General features: G+C 62.3%; 22 protein-coding genes. 11 read left to right on the top strand and 11 right to left on the bottom strand.

Annotated elements, in window-relative coordinates; all coding sequences use genetic code 11:
- The coding region (locus tag BMY22_RS20805) for a helix-turn-helix domain-containing protein (protein WP_208599357.1) at window positions 1-537 on the top strand (537 nt) is incomplete at its 5' end.
- A 71-nt stretch (window positions 538-608) separates the two neighbouring features.
- On the opposite strand, the gene BMY22_RS20800 is transcribed toward BMY22_RS20805, so the two are convergent.
- Window positions 609-1097, bottom strand: coding sequence for a hypothetical protein (locus BMY22_RS20800; protein ID WP_244158947.1), 489 nt, complete (start codon window positions 1095-1097; stop codon window positions 609-611).
- A gap of 138 nt (window positions 1098-1235) precedes the next feature.
- On the opposite strand from BMY22_RS20800, the gene BMY22_RS20795 reads away from it, so the two are divergent.
- The 4 genes from BMY22_RS20795 (at window position 1236) to BMY22_RS20780 (ending at window position 3729) form a co-directional block, all read left to right on the top strand.
- The gene (locus BMY22_RS20795) at window positions 1236-1658 is read left to right on the top strand and encodes a hypothetical protein (protein WP_090625138.1); all 423 of its coding nucleotides are present in this window, start codon (window positions 1236-1238) and stop codon (window positions 1656-1658) included.
- Between the two features lie 96 nt (window positions 1659-1754).
- The gene (locus BMY22_RS20790) at window positions 1755-2627 is read left to right on the top strand and encodes a tetratricopeptide repeat protein (protein WP_143068576.1); all 873 of its coding nucleotides are present in this window, start codon (window positions 1755-1757) and stop codon (window positions 2625-2627) included.
- A 434-nt stretch (window positions 2628-3061) separates the two neighbouring features.
- Window positions 3062-3313, top strand: coding sequence for a type II toxin-antitoxin system Phd/YefM family antitoxin (locus tag BMY22_RS20785; RefSeq protein WP_090625135.1), 252 nt, complete (start codon window positions 3062-3064; stop codon window positions 3311-3313).
- A complete protein-coding gene (locus BMY22_RS20780; protein WP_090625133.1) occupies window positions 3313-3729 on the top strand; it encodes a type II toxin-antitoxin system VapC family toxin in 417 nt (138 codons plus the stop codon). Before BMY22_RS20785 ends, BMY22_RS20780 begins: the two co-directional genes overlap by 1 nt.
- Window positions 3730-4087: 358 nt before the next feature.
- On the opposite strand, the gene BMY22_RS20770 is transcribed toward BMY22_RS20780, so the two are convergent.
- Window positions 4088-5284, bottom strand: coding sequence for a Fic family protein (locus tag BMY22_RS20770; protein WP_244158946.1), 1197 nt, complete (start codon window positions 5282-5284; stop codon window positions 4088-4090).
- A gap of 224 nt (window positions 5285-5508) precedes the next feature.
- Entirely contained in the window at window positions 5509-5997 is a 489-nt protein-coding gene (locus BMY22_RS20765) for a hypothetical protein (protein WP_090625132.1), read from the bottom strand.
- A gap of 217 nt (window positions 5998-6214) precedes the next feature.
- Here BMY22_RS20765 and BMY22_RS20760 point away from each other — a divergent pair, with 217 nt between their 5' ends.
- Genes BMY22_RS20760 through BMY22_RS24015 form a run of 3 tightly spaced genes read left to right on the top strand, consistent with a single transcriptional unit; the run spans window position 6215 to window position 7897 of the window.
- On the top strand, window positions 6215-6664 hold the full coding sequence (locus tag BMY22_RS20760; protein ID WP_090625130.1) for an antitoxin Xre/MbcA/ParS toxin-binding domain-containing protein: 450 nt from the start codon (window positions 6215-6217) through the stop codon (window positions 6662-6664).
- On the top strand, window positions 6661-7098 hold the full coding sequence (locus tag BMY22_RS20755) for an RES family NAD+ phosphorylase (protein WP_090625129.1): 438 nt from the start codon (window positions 6661-6663) through the stop codon (window positions 7096-7098). Before BMY22_RS20760 ends, BMY22_RS20755 begins: the two co-directional genes overlap by 4 nt.
- A 10-nt stretch (window positions 7099-7108) precedes the next feature.
- Window positions 7109-7897 carry a hypothetical protein gene (locus BMY22_RS24015; protein WP_143068575.1) on the top strand — a complete coding sequence of 263 codons (789 nt, stop codon included), beginning with the start codon at window positions 7109-7111 and terminating at the stop codon, window positions 7895-7897.
- Window positions 7898-8173: 276 nt separating this feature from the next.
- Here BMY22_RS24015 and BMY22_RS20745 read toward each other — a convergent pair whose 3' ends face one another.
- The 3 genes from BMY22_RS20745 to BMY22_RS25045 all read right to left on the bottom strand — a co-directional run bounded on the left by BMY22_RS20745 (window position 8174) and on the right by BMY22_RS25045 (window position 9602).
- Window positions 8174-8446: an HU family DNA-binding protein gene (locus BMY22_RS20745; protein ID WP_090625126.1), complete on the bottom strand. Its 273-nt coding sequence runs from the start codon at window positions 8444-8446 to the stop codon at window positions 8174-8176.
- 63 nt (window positions 8447-8509) lie between these two features.
- The gene (locus BMY22_RS20740; RefSeq protein WP_090625142.1) at window positions 8510-8749 is read right to left on the bottom strand and encodes a hypothetical protein; all 240 of its coding nucleotides are present in this window, start codon (window positions 8747-8749) and stop codon (window positions 8510-8512) included.
- Window positions 8750-9425: 676 nt separating this feature from the next.
- Entirely contained in the window at window positions 9426-9602 is a 177-nt protein-coding gene (locus tag BMY22_RS25045) for a hypothetical protein (RefSeq protein WP_244158944.1), read from the bottom strand.
- 204 nt (window positions 9603-9806) lie between these two features.
- Between BMY22_RS25045 and BMY22_RS20730 the strand changes: the two genes are divergently transcribed.
- Together BMY22_RS20730 and BMY22_RS20725 are read left to right on the top strand one after the other, a co-directional pair.
- Complete coding sequence (locus tag BMY22_RS20730) at window positions 9807-10058, top strand: type II toxin-antitoxin system HicA family toxin (protein ID WP_090625124.1); 252 nt, start codon at window positions 9807-9809, stop codon at window positions 10056-10058.
- A complete protein-coding gene (locus tag BMY22_RS20725) occupies window positions 10055-10396 on the top strand; it encodes a type II toxin-antitoxin system HicB family antitoxin (RefSeq protein ID WP_090625122.1) in 342 nt (113 codons plus the stop codon). Before BMY22_RS20730 ends, BMY22_RS20725 begins: the two co-directional genes overlap by 4 nt.
- 105 nt (window positions 10397-10501) lie before the next feature.
- On the opposite strand, the gene BMY22_RS20720 is transcribed toward BMY22_RS20725, so the two are convergent.
- From BMY22_RS20720 to BMY22_RS25255, 5 genes are all read right to left on the bottom strand, one after another.
- The gene (locus BMY22_RS20720) at window positions 10502-10945 is read right to left on the bottom strand and encodes a hypothetical protein (RefSeq protein WP_090625121.1); all 444 of its coding nucleotides are present in this window, start codon (window positions 10943-10945) and stop codon (window positions 10502-10504) included.
- A gap of 61 nt (window positions 10946-11006) precedes the next feature.
- Window positions 11007-11360, bottom strand: a complete 354-nt coding sequence (locus BMY22_RS20715; RefSeq protein WP_090625119.1) for a hypothetical protein — start codon at window positions 11358-11360, stop codon at window positions 11007-11009.
- 141 nt (window positions 11361-11501) lie between these two features.
- The gene (locus BMY22_RS20710; RefSeq protein WP_090625117.1) at window positions 11502-12725 is read right to left on the bottom strand and encodes a tyrosine-type recombinase/integrase; all 1224 of its coding nucleotides are present in this window, start codon (window positions 12723-12725) and stop codon (window positions 11502-11504) included.
- Between the two features lie 265 nt (window positions 12726-12990).
- Window positions 12991-13353: a helix-turn-helix transcriptional regulator gene (locus BMY22_RS20705; RefSeq protein ID WP_090625115.1), complete on the bottom strand. Its 363-nt coding sequence runs from the start codon at window positions 13351-13353 to the stop codon at window positions 12991-12993.
- Between the two features lie 185 nt (window positions 13354-13538).
- Entirely contained in the window at window positions 13539-13670 is a 132-nt protein-coding gene (locus BMY22_RS25255; RefSeq protein ID WP_279626386.1) for a hypothetical protein, read from the bottom strand.
- A 99-nt stretch (window positions 13671-13769) separates the two neighbouring features.
- Between BMY22_RS25255 and tnpB the strand changes: the two genes are divergently transcribed.
- Window positions 13770-13973 carry an IS66 family insertion sequence element accessory protein TnpB gene (gene tnpB / locus BMY22_RS20700; protein WP_244158943.1) on the top strand — a complete coding sequence of 68 codons (204 nt, stop codon included), beginning with the start codon at window positions 13770-13772 and terminating at the stop codon, window positions 13971-13973.
- Window positions 13974-14067: the final 94 nt, after the last annotated feature.

The raw sequence follows: 14067 nt of genomic DNA, 5'->3' as shown, positions 1-14067 counted from the left end.
CGGAAATACCATCAATCGGGTACGCGTGGAACTTGGGTGCAGACCGAGCGGGCTGGGCATGAGGCTTGGGCGCAGCTGATCCACCATGCCCCACGGGCGGCGCAGCTGCTGCATGTACTGGTTGCCAACATGGACGAGCGCGGGGCACTGGTAGCCAGCCAAGCCACTCTTTCCAAGTTGACAGGGGTTTCGGTGGCCACTACCAAGAGGGCGCTGGCCGAACTCATCAAAGGCCAGTGGATTCAGACGATTCGGATTGGTGGCGAGCGCGGGGGCACCCTGGCCTATGTCGTCAACAGCCGTATTGCTTGGGCCGACAGTCGCGAAAATCTCAAGCTGGCTCGGTTCTCCGCACGGGTTCTGATTTCCTCAGAGGATCAGGCCGACCTCGGAGGAGAACCCCTGCAGCAAGTGCCGGCCCTGGCCCCTGGCGACCTGCAACTGCCTGCAGGCGAAGGCGGCAAGCCCCCGGCCCAAGAGTTGCTGGACGGCATGCTTCCGGACCTCCCTTCCTTGCCCCACCCACCCGAGCAGTAAAGACCCTTGCCACCCTGGCTGGGTTCAGACGGCCCTGTGCCGTCGCAGCAGGTAGGGCGCGGGTGGTCTGCTCATCGCCCGTGCCTTTTGCGCCGGCCATGCCAAGGCCTGAATAGATCGGCATCCGGGCCTGATGCAAACTCTGGCTCCGGGCGCATCGGCAGTACCGGCGTAATGGCTGGCTCGATGTCCTGGTAGGAGAAGAACTCGTAGGCGAGGCCCACCAGCTCGTCCGCGTCGGCGGCCAACGGGGCTCCGTCCTCGTCGAGAATGGGTACGTCGGAGAAGATGCCGTCGCCGTTCATGTGCAGGGCCTCGCGGCATATCCAGCCGTGCTCGGCCTGCGATTGTCCTTCGGCCTCCCAGCGAATCCGCAGCGAGAATTTTCCCTCGGGAAGTTCGAGCACGGCATCGAGCGTGCCGTGGGCGAAGTCGCGGAAAGGATGGCCCTCGGCGCAAGAGCGCAGGACATGGGCGGTGAAGTGCGGCTGGCGCAGGCAGGCAGCTTCAAGTCTTTCGCTGGCTATGGCTTGGGTGAGTTGGTCGAGGGTGATGGTCATGGGCACCTCCGCCTTCGTGTTTGCGCCCAGACTACGCCCGGGGCGCAGCAACCCAAGCGGGCCACTGCGGGGCGCACGATAGGGATTTCGCTGGCCCGTAGTAGGGTGAGGGGATCGCTATGCCATAGAGTCCGACCGATGACCGAGGAAATGCTCGCCGCCTGGTACACCCTGAACGCTGCCGCTGCGCGCCTGCAACGCACGTCGGCCAGCCAGCTCACCGCTGCGCTGGAGGAGCTGGAGAGCGCGCGCCTTGCGTTCCGTGCGCTGGTCGAGGCCTCGCTGCCCAAGCCGCCGGCCGAAAAGTCGCCGTGCCATGCCCACGACTACGAGGATGCACCGGAGTGGGCCACGCACATCCTGGAGGGCTTCCCGAGCGACGGGATCTACGTCTATGCCCGGTGGGACCGGGACGGCCAGTGCTATCGGGGCAGCCCGCACGAACGACACACGGCGATCAGCTCGTTCGCCATGATCAGCGATGGCGCGGATGGGGACGAGGAGGATTGTGGCTGGCAGGTGGTATCGGAACGGGGCGGGTCGGGTCGTACTGATAGGTGAGTGACGGCCTGCTCAGCCCCGAGAAACGTAGGAGAAGAAATTCCCCCCTTGTTGTCCGTCTTTATCGGATTCCCGAACCACGAAAGGAGATCGTGCGTGATCTTTAAACGCGTACTTGGTGTGCTTGCCGCTGGCATTCTGGTCGGCAACGTCGCTCTTGCCGCTCGCGCTCCCACACTACTGACGGAACTGATGGAGGCCTCCAAGGATCAAGGCTGGTCCAAGGCCTGCCCGCAGATTATGGCTGACATCCGCGAACTGAAGGAGCCCGGCGATCAGGCCAGCGAAGAATGGCGTGACTATGTGACGCTCAAGGCCGGCTGTCTATCGGAGGTGTATCGTGATGCCGAGGTCGTCGCTTTCCTGAAGGCCAGGCTGGTCGACGGTCACCGTGACCCGGAGCTGCTGGACTTCCTGGGAACCAGCCAGCTTCGTCTCGGCAAGAGTGTCGAGGCTGCCGCTACCTTCGAGGAGGCGCTCAAGGGGGGGCTGCCTGACAAGGCCAAGAAGAACGTCTACGGCAAACTGGCCATCGCCTACGTGAAGCAGGCTTCTGCCGGCGGCAAGGTGCCCGACCAGGCTGTGCTGGTCAAGGCCGAGAAGTACGCCAGGCTGGCGGTGGAGAGCGAGCCGACCGGTGAGGCCGGTGCTGATCCGATGGCTCTGGCTCAGTGGGGCCATGTGAAGCTGCTGCAGCAGGACTACGACGAGGCGATCCGCCTGTTCGATGACGCCCTATTGAAGAGCGCCTCTGATCCCGGCTGGCCGTCTGCCGAAATACGCAAGGTTATGGAAGCCCAGTTCACGATCAGTCTGGGGCAAGCCCATTACCGCAAGGGTGACAAGGCATACGGCGGGAACCTGATGAACAAGGCTGTCGAGATCGCTCCGACCGAAAAGTTCAAGACCGTGATGCGCGCCATTCGTGCCACTATCGTCAAGCCCGTCCCCGGCCGACCAGGCGCCTGAAATGCTCTCGGCTCCCCACCTTCTGCTCAATGAAGTGTGAAGGAAAGAAAAATGAAAAATCGCTGCTGGCCGCTGTTCTGGTTACAGCCCCAGAGGAAAGCGCATTCGGAATATACCGCACGAATGGCGCACGGCGATCAGCTCGTTCGCCATGATCGGCGATGGCCAGGATTGGGACGAGGAGGACTGTGGCTGGCAGGTGGTATCGGCCCGGGGACAGGTCGTACCGATGGAAGATTTCCGGCCGGATCGGCCCTGAGAAACGCAGGAGGAAATTTCTCCTTACTGCCGTTGGCAAGCCTGCTGGCGCCTATCCCCAGCAGGAAAAACGGTTGCGAGAAAATCTGCCTTGCCTTCAAGGTAGCGCTGCTATAGATGCGGGTCTGCTGCTATGATGTAGAAACATGACTACATTGACATTGGAGGAGCAGACTATGCCGACGACCCTTTCTAGCCGGGAGTTCAATCACGACACCAGCCGGGCAAAGAAGGCCGCACTGACCGGGCCTGTGTTCATCACAGATCGCGGGAAACCGGCTCACGTTCTGCTGTGCATCGAAGAATATCAGCGACTGACCGGTAGCCAACCCAGCATCATCGACATCCTGGCGATGCCTGGGGAAGAGGATGTGGAGTTTGAAGCCCCTCGCGCCACGATCAAGATGAAGCCGATGGATTTTTCTTGATGTTCTTGCTCGATACCAATGTTGTCTCCGAGCTTCGCAAGGCCAAGCAGGGCAAGGCCGATGCCGGTGTTGTCGCTTGGGCGCAAAGCGTTCAGGTCGGGGAGTTGTACCTGTCGACCATCTCCGTGATGGAGCTGGAAACCGGAGTATTGCTGCGTGAACGAAAGGATCCGACTCAAGGGGCGCTTCTGCGAGCGTGGCTCGATCAGCACGTTCTTCCTGGCTTTGCCGGACGCATCTTGGCAGTGGATACCGCCGTGGCTCTCCGGTGCGCGAGGCTGCATGTGCCGGATCACAAGAGCGAACGCGATGCGCTCATTGCAGCGACGGCACTCGTTCACGGCATGACGGTCGTGACCCGGAACGTGGCGGATTTCGAGCAGACAGGCGTTACAATGCTTAACCCCTGGATTTGAGGTGATGCTCCCCGCCCCCATCTCCTGCTCAACCCGGCCCACCCCGAGAGTACCTTCGCAGCCTTGGCTTTCAGCAAGCGTTTGGTAGCCAGGCTCGACGCCCAATCGCGAGGAAAAGTTGATGGCACGAAAAAGGACACTCGTAACCTTGGCTGACGGTCAGTACCTCGCCAAGTGACACCAGCCCAATGCCCTCAGCGCCGTAATGAATGGACACGGACACGTATGGCCTGAAGCACGGATGATCGTGACCGGCGATGAGGCCGTTTTCTATCGCGACGGAGAGCGGGTTTGGTCGTGCAACATGCTCTATGCTGCGAACCAGTTTGATGTCAAACCGATCGCTGATTGAGGGCATCTACAATGCCGGCCCAAGCCTCTGGTGCAAGTCAGGGAAAAGCTGCTGTGCGAACCATATCGGCAGAGCAGGAAAAATCTCCCTCGCTTTGGGCGTAGGGCTGTCAACCAGCCCCAGCTCGACGAGCTTTCTGAGCTGATCGGTCGCCGTCCGCTCGCCAAGGCCGGTGAAAACCTTGAAGTCGGCTCGGCCGACCTTGCCTTGTGTGAGCAGGACATGCAGCGCACGGGCGACCTCCGGCTTGACTCCCGCCGAGCTGATCCGGGGTTCCCAGACGAAAATCTTCTCCAGGCGTTCGCGCATCTGGCCTACCCGCATCGCGGCCTCAATGTAGCGCATCTGGTCGAGGCAAGTGTCCAACATGAAACCCACGAACTCGAACAGGCCAGCCTGGGTGAGCTGGCCTCGCCCATCCAGATCGCCCCGACGCGGCTGATCGGCATTGGCGAGTCGGGCGTAATACTGCTCCTGCCGGCGGGCCAAGCCGCGGGAGAGCGACCATAGCGGCGAGGAGAGATTTAGCTTGTGCAACTGGAGATGCGTCAGGAGGCGCACCACGCGACCGTTGCCGTCGGCGAAGGGGTGAACCCATGCCAGCCGGTGATGGTACGCGATGGCCGCCAGGAGGCGTGTACGAGCATCCGGCGGGCTGCCATAGACCTGCTGCATCCGGTTAAGCATCGGCGTAACCGCTGCCCAGGCAGGAGCCGCATGCTGGCCGACCATCACGTCCCGCTCGGCTGCATCGCGCAGTTGGCCGGGGACGAGGTGACCACCATCGGTAAGGCGTAGCTGCTCCTCGGTGGCCGACTCGAACAGCCGGCGATGTATTCGAGCCACGAAACTGGGGGAGAAAAACTCCCTCCACGGTACTGCGCTGTGCAGTGAGATGGCACGTTCGAATGCCTCCTGCGCGCCGATGTGCGTCACTGCCAGCTCCGTCAGTTCTTTGCGGCTGCGCTTCGGCGCGCGAGGCGCCAGGCTGACCGGCTCGGTGAATTGGCCCTCGATCAGGTTGCTGTAGAAGCTGCTGGTCACCCGTAGCAGGCCACCCACGCAGGCCGTGGTTTCGGGAGGAAGCATCCCTGCCAGCTTGCCCGCTTGGTAGGGAAGCTGCTCAGCCATGCTCAGGATCTCGGATGGAAAATCGGACGGCAGCAGCGGCTCAAGCCAATGCGTCCCGGTCACCAGTTGCATGATATGGCACCTCTTTTTGCGGATATTTTTGTAGAAATTAAAAAGCTATAAAAGTCTTATAATTTAAGCATTTATCTACAAAAAATGGGTCGTAAAATTACTACTGCATGCGGAAATTATTACGGATATTTCTGCGGAAATTCGGCCCTCTCGTTGGGGGAGAGGTCTTCCTGGCAGGACAGGCAGCCTGTGCCGTCGCAGCAGGTAGGGCGCGGGTGGTTTGCTCATCGCCCGTGCCTTTTGCGCCGGCCATGCCAAGGCCTGAATAGATCGGCATCTGGGCCTGGTGCAAACTCCGGGTCCGGGCGCACCGGCAGTACCGGCGTAATGGCTGACTCGATGTCCTGGTAGGAGAAGAACTCGTAGGCGAGGCCCACCAGTTCGTCCGCATCGGCGGCCAGCGGGGCTCCGTTCTCGTCGTGAATGGCCACGCCGGAGAAGATGCCGCCACCGTTCAGGTGCGGAGCTTCGCGGCATATCCAGCCGTGCTCGACCAGCGCTTGCCCTTCGGCCTCCCAGCGAATTCGCAGCGAGAATTTTCCCTCGGAAAGTTCGAGCACGGCATCGAGCGTGCCGTAGGCGAAGTCGCAGAGGGGATGGCCCTCGGCGCGAGAGCGCAGGACATGGGCGGTAAAATGCGGCTGGCGCCAGCAGGCAGCCTCAAGGCTTGCGCTGTCGATGGCCTGGGCGAGCCGGTCGAGGGTAATGGGCATAGGGCCTCCGTGTTTGTGCCCAGACTACGCCCCAGGCGCAGCAACCCAAGCCGCTCAGTGCTCGAGAGCATGTCGGTTGTGCCGTCGGCAAGAGTTCTGCTGGCGCTCATTCCCAGCAGGCAAAATCGCCTCGGGATGGTATGGCAGATGGGGCTGTTGTCTCTATCGGTAAATGCCGGATACAATCCGGTAAACACCGAATAAGAGGCCCTCCACCATGCTTGCTGAAGTCCTGCGTGACCATGGCTACACCGCCTACCGGGCGCGCCTTCAAAGCCTGCTGGACATCCCGGAGTCGGCAACCGACTTCGAGATCCACACCCGGATCACCAAGGGCTTTCCTGCGACCCGCCTGGTGCAGCTGACCGAGGCCGGGGTGGTCACGCCGCTGGAGCGCGACCAGATCATCCCCCTGCGCACCCTCAAGAGCCGCATCGAGCGAGACCAGCCGCTGACCGTGGAGGAAAGCGACAGATTCTTTCGCGCTGCCCACATCACGGCAATGGCCGAGGCTGTCTTCGGCGACCGCGAGAAGGCCAGGCGCTGGCTCTCCAAGCCCAAGGAGCGGTTTTCCGGCCTGACGCCCATGCAGATGCTCACCACCCAGCAGGGCACCAGCCAGGTGGAGGAAATGCTGCTGCAGATCGTCGAAGGCCTAGCCCTGTGATTCTGTGGCGGATCAGCGCCTACGCGGACCTCAGTGGAATCGGCGGCCTGCGCGCCAGTGGCCGCTGGCACCACCTTGGCAGGCCGGTCGTTTACGCGGCGGACAGCCCGGCCGGGGCGATGCTGGAGATGCTGGTTCACCTGGAAATCGACCCGGAGGACTTCCCCACAACGCTGCAGTTGATCCGCATCGAGCTTCCGGACCCGGTTTCGTGGGCCGAGCTTCCGCCGCTTCCGGAGCACTGGAAGTCCGCCCCAGAAGTCACGCGCGCCATGGGAGATCACTTTCTGGATGGGAGAAGCGCACTGCTGCTTCCGGTGCCGAGCGCCATCATCCCCTGCACGACCAACTACCTGTTCAACCCGGTGCATCCCGAGGCCAGTGGGGCGAGCATCCAAGCAGAGAAATTTCCCTTCGATTCCCGTCTCCTCTGATCGAGGCCCTATGAGCAACCATCTGCAAGTCCTACGCGAGCACCTACGCTGGCTCGAAACACAGCCCGACGACTACCGCAACGGTCATCTCGACAAAGCGGCCCTGCTGACGATGACCACCGAGGCCTTGGCGTCCGTCGAAGCCTTGGAGCGCGCCGCCGAGCTTGTGACCCGGTATACCTTGTCCGGCGAAGCGTGGGTCAGCCCGGTGCCGGCCCAGACACTGGATGTCTTGATTTGTGCGTGGGCTTGGGACTCTCCGGGCCGCTGGCATCCTTGGCGCATCATTGTCAGTGAGGTCCAATCCATGAACCCCGATCAACTCCACACCCATCTGAAACTCCACTCGATAGCCGGCCCGGTGCTGGAGTCGCTCAAGGACCCAACGGCCGATGCCTTCATCTGGAAGCGCCAGCGCAAAGCAGTGGCCATGCTGGTCGACCTCGGCACCGAGATCACCGTCGCCGATGGTGCGTTGTCGTTCGCGGGCTATGTCTGCATAGCTGCTCGCTCCCTACCGAGTCGAGGCGGAAAATATCTGCTGGATTTATCGGGATGCCCAACAGCAGTGGGGGAGCTTCGAGTTGTGCGATCGTGCTGTGGTCTTCGGCCAGGTCCCCCGCCAGAGCCAATATGGAGCAATCGATTTCGCCCTGGATTTCCTTGGGCACAAAGGCACTGCTCCACTCGATCTGGTCGGGTTCACCAGGAGAGCACGGGAGCAGCGGCTCGCCGACGCGACCCAGCACTGGCACCGTGCCGTGAGCCTGATGAGGTCGGTGCCATGACTCGGTATTGATCGCTGGCGCCATTCGGGAGGGGAGCCAGCCCTGGATGGGAAGGGCTGGCTTGAACAGAAGGGCCAGGCGAACATGAACGGTCGGTACCGGTCTGGCCGTGGTGATTACGAAGCACTTATGCGTCCAAGCAATGAAGCACTTACGCAGTGAAGCGCGTGCGTATTGAAGCATTTATGTGTCAGAGCAAATCCAGCAGATATTGCCTGTCTCGACTCGATAGGGCGCGAGCACCACCGCACTATCGGCGTGCCGCCTTGCCGGCCACGTTGTTTCGATCACTTGAGGGCGTCTTTCAGGCCCTTGCCCGGTTTGAAGCCCGGCAGTTTGGCGGCAGCAATCTGGATCGCGGCCCCGGTCTGCGGATTGCGACCTTCGCGAGCGGCACGCGCCTTCACAGTAAAGGTGCCGAACCCCACCAGGGAGACCTCATTGCCCTGTTGTAGGGCTGTGGTAATGCTGGCAGTGAAAGCATCCAGAGCGCGGGCAGCAGTGGCTTTGGGCAGGTCGGTAGCGGTCGAGATGGCGTCGATGAGTTCGGCTTTGTTCATGGCATGGTCCATGGCAGGGATGTGAAGCCCCAAAGAGCGGGGCACGGGGTGATTCGGTGGGGGTTATTCGGAAACCTGGCGCACATCCAGCACGGCCCAGACTTCCCAGCCCTTCTTGCGCACGATCTTTTCGGCTTCGAGCTGGGCCTCCAGCGTGCTGAGCGAGCGTGATTTGTGTTCGAAGCGAAAGGTGGGGCCGCCGCTGGGCTTGCGAACGCTCAGTTCTACCTGGATGTAGGAGGGGCGCTGTTTGGGTTTGGCGGGCACGGGTTTGGCGGGTGCAAGCCCCAGAGCTTCGCGCATTTCGGCTTCGAGACGCTGCTGTGTATCCAAGCGGGAATATCCGTTGCGGCTTCCTTGAGGAGGGCCATTATCCGTGAGCCGGTCCCGGGCGCCAAGATCGAAGCCGTTCCTGGCTTCGAGCCCCCGATTCGGCGCAACCGGGCCACCAGTCGGGCGAGCAGGGGCATGGAGTCGGCGTCGTCGGCCAGACCTGCGGCGAAACCACGCCACCAGTACACCCAGTTATCCCAAGCAGTTGGAATAGGAAGACCATAGTGCTCGTGAGCCTGGGGAGCCTCGGCAACGGCCTGCGCGGCATGGCCGAAGGCATCGGCCAGGATGATGAAAAGCGGGCGATTCATGCGGATTTCCTCGTTCCTTAGCCCGTGGAGGCCCGGCTAGAGCCGGGCGAAATGGGCTCTCAACAGACAGTGCCGTCCTTCTCCTTCGTCTTGGCCGGCGCCGGCTTGGTCACCGGCCTGTTGCCGGCGGCATGCACTGCACTGATCCGGATGGGCGCCAGCTCGCCCAGCCTTCAAACGTGAGTGCTTTCCTGCTCCTGGTGATCCATTCGCTCGATCTCGGCCAGGATCAATGCCCCCGCCTTGACGAGGGCGCTGTGGGCGTCGCCAGGTTTCCACCAGCCCAGATCCCAAGGCCAAGCATGGTCTGGCTCGCACTTGCGAAGGCCGAGCACCTAGCGCTGCGCGAAAAGCGCATAGCAGGCTGCAGCGGCCGGAAGCTCGCCGAGGTCGTACTGGCTGTCGTGCTCCAGCGAAAATCCCTCGACCTCGATCTGCCGGCGGCGCTTGGCTGGCACGTCACGGACGGCTGCGCTCAGTCCGGCCTGCCTCTCACCAGGGCTCGAGTCCATGGAGGCGTACCGTTCCAGCACCCGCAACGAAATTGGGCTATCCGGGGAAAACTGTTATTCGCATCCGCCAGCCACCGCAGAAGCGGTGCCTTGGTCAGGGCTGGTTGCGTCTGTCCCGATCAGACCTCCTAAACAGCCCGCACGGCTGCGGGCTGTTGACGGGCACCGGGGTTGCGACTATTTTTAGTTGCAATAGGAGGCGCCATGTCCAAGAACGAGAAACTGCTGGCCAAGCTGCTCAACGAGCGAGCCAGCTTTACCTGGCAGGAGCTGGTGACGCTGCTGAGCTGGCTGGGCTACCGGCAGCTGGAGGGCACCGGGAGCCGGGTCAAGTTCGACAACGGCGACCCGCAGGCGCTGATAAACCTGCACAGGCCGCACCCAGGCAACGAGCTGAAGACATACGTCCGACGCCAGATAATCGAGCATCTCAAGGTTGGGAGACTGATCCCGTGAACAACTTGCTGCAACACCGGGGCTACTACGGCTCCATCGAAGCCAGCACCGAGGACAACTGCCTGTTCGGCAAGCTGCTCTTCATTCGCGCGCTGGTCAACTACGAAGGCGAGACGGTGGCCGAGTTGCAGGCCGCCTTCCGCGAGGCGGTGAACGACTACCTGGCCACCTGCCAAGAGCAGGGGCAAGAGCCGGAAGTTCCCTGCAAGGGCTCATTCAATGTGCGGATCGGCCACGATCTGCATCTGGCAGCGAGCGTGGCGGCCAATCGGCATCGCATGAGCCTGAACGACCTCACCCGGCAGGCGCTGAGCGAGTACCTGCAGCACCACGGCTGAGGCGGAAGCGAAGGATATTCGGGAACGAATCCAATAACAGGATTTCCCGAATACCCCAAAATTGCTCGGTTGATCGGGCCGGCAAGCGCCAGCCCGGAAGAGGGATCACTCGAAAGAGGTTTGAACTTGTGCTTGGGCCAGGATCTTCTGGCGTATCCGTTGGGTTTGAGCCTCGCCGGCGGCGATTCTGGCCGCCAAGGCACCATTCAGTTGGTCGACGAAGTAGGCCAGGTTGGCGGGGGTTTTCGGCCCCCAGAAGGCGTGCCATCGGGCCTTGCATTGCGCCTGAAGCGCGGGCGGCAGCGCATGGTAATCCTTGCGGACCTTGCGCCACTGCCGTGCATAGAGATCGCGCATCCTCTGCACACTGCGCTGGTTTCGCTGGTCCCTGAGCCGCTTTTCTTCGTCCCAGGAGTGCTGCTGCTGGGCGATCTGGTCGGCGAACAGCGGCATGGACTGCTGCTCGCGGGCCAGCTTGCGATTGAAGGCGGCCTGCTTGCGGGAGGTGTAGGTGATCGCCTCGTGGCGCTCGGCGCGCTTGAACTGCATGACGGATTCCTCGGAGTTGAATGGGCTTCTGCTGAGGGGATGCCGGGCGGCGGGCTGCTTGTCACCGGCCGGTCGTCGGAGGCACTTCACCCAGTACGCACCAGGCGATTTCGTCGTGATTGCTGCTCAGGCGGCCGATGATCGCGCTTTCCCACTCATCCGGATCTGGAATGCAGAGGCCGTCCTCGTTGGTGAGGCGCAGCACGCACCCATCCGGCAAGGCCAGGTCCAGCGCCCTGCAGTCGCCGCCGGTCCAAACCTCCTCGAAGCCGTAGGCGACCACGGGGTCCACCTCGTGGCGGCCGCAGGGGGAGAGGTAGGGGTTGCGGATTTCGACGCCTTCGTGGAAGAACGCCAGCAGGGCGGGATCGTAGGGAGCTTTATCGTTCAGGCCGGACTCGGTGATCAGGTACATGGTTTCGTTCCTCGTGAGTGGCAGCTACCTGCTGCAGGCCTTCAAGCTGCCATGGTCACGGGAGAACCCAAGTCGGGCGCGGTGGCCTGGTGCTGCTGGCGCTCGAGCAGTGGAGTCTGCTGCCAGCGGGAAAGATTGTCCTCACTCGCCGCCGGCGGGCTCCGATACCAAAAGCGCCTTGAACACCACCTCGCGCTCGAAGGTGCCCAGGAAGGCGGACCACTCCTCCATCAACGCCCGGCGCTTGTCGAGCAGATCGCCGCGGTTGTAGGCCGCCTCCACCTTGCTCTCCAGCGTGTGCGCCAGCGCCATCTCGCAGACCTCGCGCGGATGGTTGGTCTGCTCGGCGGCCCAGGTCCGGAAGGTCGAGCGGAAGCCGTGGGGCACGCAATTCTCGGCCCCGGCGGCATCGAGCACGCGGCGCAGGGCGTTGCCCGGGAGGGGGCCGGTGCGCCGCGCATTGAGGAAAACAAACTCCCGGTGATTGCCCCGTACCTGTTCCAGGACCTCGAGCATGGCCTCGGTGAGCGGTACCCGGTGAGCACGTTTGGCCTTCATCCGCTGCGCCGGGATGGTCCAGATCCGCCCCCCCAGATCGAACTCCTCCCAGCGGGCACCGCACACCTCGCCGCTGCGGGTCGCCGTGAGGATCAGCAGTTCACAGGCACGGGCGGCCGGGCCCGGCAGCCGGTCGAGCTGGTGCAGGAGCGCGGGCACCTGCTCGGCCGGCAGGGCGGGGAAGGGCAGGGTGCTGCGCTTATGACGCGGCAGGAGCTTGTCGAGGTGCCCGCGCCAGCGCGCCGGGTTCTCTCCCGTGCGGAGCTGGCGGGCCTTGGCGGCATCGAGGATCAGCTCGATGCGGTTGCGCACCCGGGTGGCGGTGACCGGCGTCGTCGACCAGATCGGCGCCAGCACATCGAGCACCTGATCGGTGTCGACCTGCTCCACCGGCAGCTCGCCGATCCGCGGGTAGACGTGGCTGCCCAGGCTGTTGCGCCACTGCACGGCATGGCGTGGGCTCCAGGACGGGGCGTGGGTGCGCAGGAACAGCTCGGCCTCGGTCTTGAAGGTCGTGCCCTTGCGCCGCTTCGCCCGCGCCTCGTGCTGCAACTGGTGACGCTTGCCGAGCGGGTCGATGCCTTGGGCCAATTCCAGGCGCGCTTTATCCGCGGCCAGTCGGGCATCGCGCAGCGAGACCGCCGGGAAGGAACCCAGACCCATGTCGCGACGGTCACTCTGGAAGCTGTAGCGGAACACCCAGCTCTTCGTCCCGCTGGCGGAGATTTTCAGGAACAGGCCCCGGCCATCCTGGTAGGTGCCGGGGGCGCTCGTCTCCTTGACGAGCTTCGGTGTCAGTTTGCTCATGGCATTTCAACCGGGTTGGTGAGCGATGGCATCGGTGTAGCGGGGGAATTTTACTTGCTGCTGGCGCAGATCCAGCCGTACTGTACGCAGATCAATTATCCTCGTACAAATCGCCTTTAAGCCAGAGAAATAGGGAGGTTTATTCGCTAACCGCATGGTAGTCCCACAGCTTCCCCCACGGTGAGTTTTCCCCAGCGAGGCCGGCCCGCTGGCGCGAGCCAGGCACCCAGCCAGGAGGCGGAGAGGGCTCCCGCCGCCTCCACGCTCAGTGGGGAGAGCGCTGGCCAAGGGCACGGCCGATTCGAAACGCCACCCAGGCCCAGTACTCGAGAACCGTGTCGTCCTCGCCGATCGAGAACGCCCAGGTCGTCTTGTTGAATAGCGGATGCTCGCTTTTTCCAGCCTGGCGATATTTGTCTTCCAATTGTTCAGCGCTCAGGCCGGCATCGTTCAAATACGGGGTAATCAACTCGGCCTCGCTCGGAAGTTTCTTCTCACCGATACGGAAGGCGAGCCAGGCCGGATTGACCTGGACAAAACGGGCAATCTTTTCGATATCGGAGAGAATGGGCTGGGTTGTTCCGTTGGCATACTCGGCGAGCACTTTCTCGGCAATACCCGTGCCCATCGAAATATCCTGCCGAGTGTAGCCAGAACCATAAAGACAGGCCTTCAGCCGATGGGCGAAACCCGAGCTGGCGCAACTACCAATAATATGGTGAGACACTTTGAAGCCCTCGCTGTCCGTGCGAGTTTAGTTTCAGGGGCTGAAGGAAAAATCCTACTTTCCTGTTTACTCAGCCCCCACAGTTATTATTGAGCTTCGACGAGAGCTTTCCCGCTATTGCAGACTTTCTCGACAGAAAATATCTCCTCCGATCCGCCGATCTCCACCAGGGTGAGCCGTCCGCCCTCGAAGCAGCCGCCGGTATCCAGGTAGCGCACGTTGCCCAGGTCCAGCGAAAGCGCTCCATGAACCCCACCTTCAAATGAGGTACAGACCCGACGATGCTTTGCTCCCGTTATTTTCTGGAGCCAGTCGCCATGATGCGTCCCGACGCCAAGGTCGAAAGAGTCTACCTCTACCCCAAGCCGGTCGATTTCCGAAAATCCATCGATGGTCTCGCGGCCCTGGTCGAGCTGGATATCCAGGTGGCGGTGTTCGATCCGGTGCTTTTCGTTTTCCTGAATCGCCAGCGTAATCGAGTGAAGATATTGTATTGGGGTGTGTCACGAACGCAGGCGTGAGCCAGCGATGCTGTATCAAAGATGGGAGTAGGCCTCCCGGAGTCTGCTTGCAGGAGCTGGCTTCAAACCGCCCGGTGCTGCTGCGTTCAAAAGG

This window comes from Azotobacter beijerinckii (assembly GCF_900110885.1).
GTDB classification, from domain to species: domain Bacteria; phylum Pseudomonadota; class Gammaproteobacteria; order Pseudomonadales; family Pseudomonadaceae; genus Azotobacter; species Azotobacter beijerinckii.
This window is presented reverse-complemented; position numbering and strand designations above follow the sequence as displayed.

What these genes read in the sequence shown, in the direction of transcription:
- BMY22_RS20800 (WP_244158947.1), bottom strand. Translation starts at nt 1,097, where the DNA reads ATGACCATCACCCTCGACCAACTCACCCAAGCCATAGCCAGCGAAAGA.
- BMY22_RS20795 (WP_090625138.1), top strand. Translation starts at nt 1,236, where the DNA reads ATGACCGAGGAAATGCTCGCCGCCTGGTACACCCTGAACGCTGCCGCT.
- BMY22_RS20785 (WP_090625135.1), top strand. Translation starts at nt 3,062, where the DNA reads ATGCCGACGACCCTTTCTAGCCGGGAGTTCAATCACGACACCAGCCGG.
- BMY22_RS20780 (WP_090625133.1), top strand. Translation starts at nt 3,313, where the DNA reads ATGTTCTTGCTCGATACCAATGTTGTCTCCGAGCTTCGCAAGGCCAAG.
- BMY22_RS20770 (WP_244158946.1), bottom strand. Translation starts at nt 5,284, where the DNA reads ATGCAACTGGTGACCGGGACGCATTGGCTTGAGCCGCTGCTGCCGTCC.
- BMY22_RS20765 (WP_090625132.1), bottom strand. Translation starts at nt 5,997, where the DNA reads ATGCCCATTACCCTCGACCGGCTCGCCCAGGCCATCGACAGCGCAAGC.
- BMY22_RS20760 (WP_090625130.1), top strand. Translation starts at nt 6,215, where the DNA reads ATGCTTGCTGAAGTCCTGCGTGACCATGGCTACACCGCCTACCGGGCG.
- BMY22_RS24015 (WP_143068575.1), top strand. Translation starts at nt 7,109, where the DNA reads ATGAGCAACCATCTGCAAGTCCTACGCGAGCACCTACGCTGGCTCGAA.
- BMY22_RS20745 (WP_090625126.1), bottom strand. Translation starts at nt 8,446, where the DNA reads ATGAACAAAGCCGAACTCATCGACGCCATCTCGACCGCTACCGACCTG.
- BMY22_RS20740 (WP_090625142.1), bottom strand. Translation starts at nt 8,749, where the DNA reads ATGCGCGAAGCTCTGGGGCTTGCACCCGCCAAACCCGTGCCCGCCAAA.
- BMY22_RS25045 (WP_244158944.1), bottom strand. Translation starts at nt 9,602, where the DNA reads ATGGACTCGAGCCCTGGTGAGAGGCAGGCCGGACTGAGCGCAGCCGTC.
- BMY22_RS20730 (WP_090625124.1), top strand. Translation starts at nt 9,807, where the DNA reads ATGTCCAAGAACGAGAAACTGCTGGCCAAGCTGCTCAACGAGCGAGCC.
- BMY22_RS20720 (WP_090625121.1), bottom strand. Translation starts at nt 10,945, where the DNA reads ATGCAGTTCAAGCGCGCCGAGCGCCACGAGGCGATCACCTACACCTCC.
- BMY22_RS20715 (WP_090625119.1), bottom strand. Translation starts at nt 11,360, where the DNA reads ATGTACCTGATCACCGAGTCCGGCCTGAACGATAAAGCTCCCTACGAT.
- BMY22_RS20710 (WP_090625117.1), bottom strand. Translation starts at nt 12,725, where the DNA reads ATGAGCAAACTGACACCGAAGCTCGTCAAGGAGACGAGCGCCCCCGGC.
- BMY22_RS20705 (WP_090625115.1), bottom strand. Translation starts at nt 13,353, where the DNA reads ATGGGCACGGGTATTGCCGAGAAAGTGCTCGCCGAGTATGCCAACGGA.
- tnpB (WP_244158943.1), top strand. Translation starts at nt 13,770, where the DNA reads ATGATGCGTCCCGACGCCAAGGTCGAAAGAGTCTACCTCTACCCCAAG.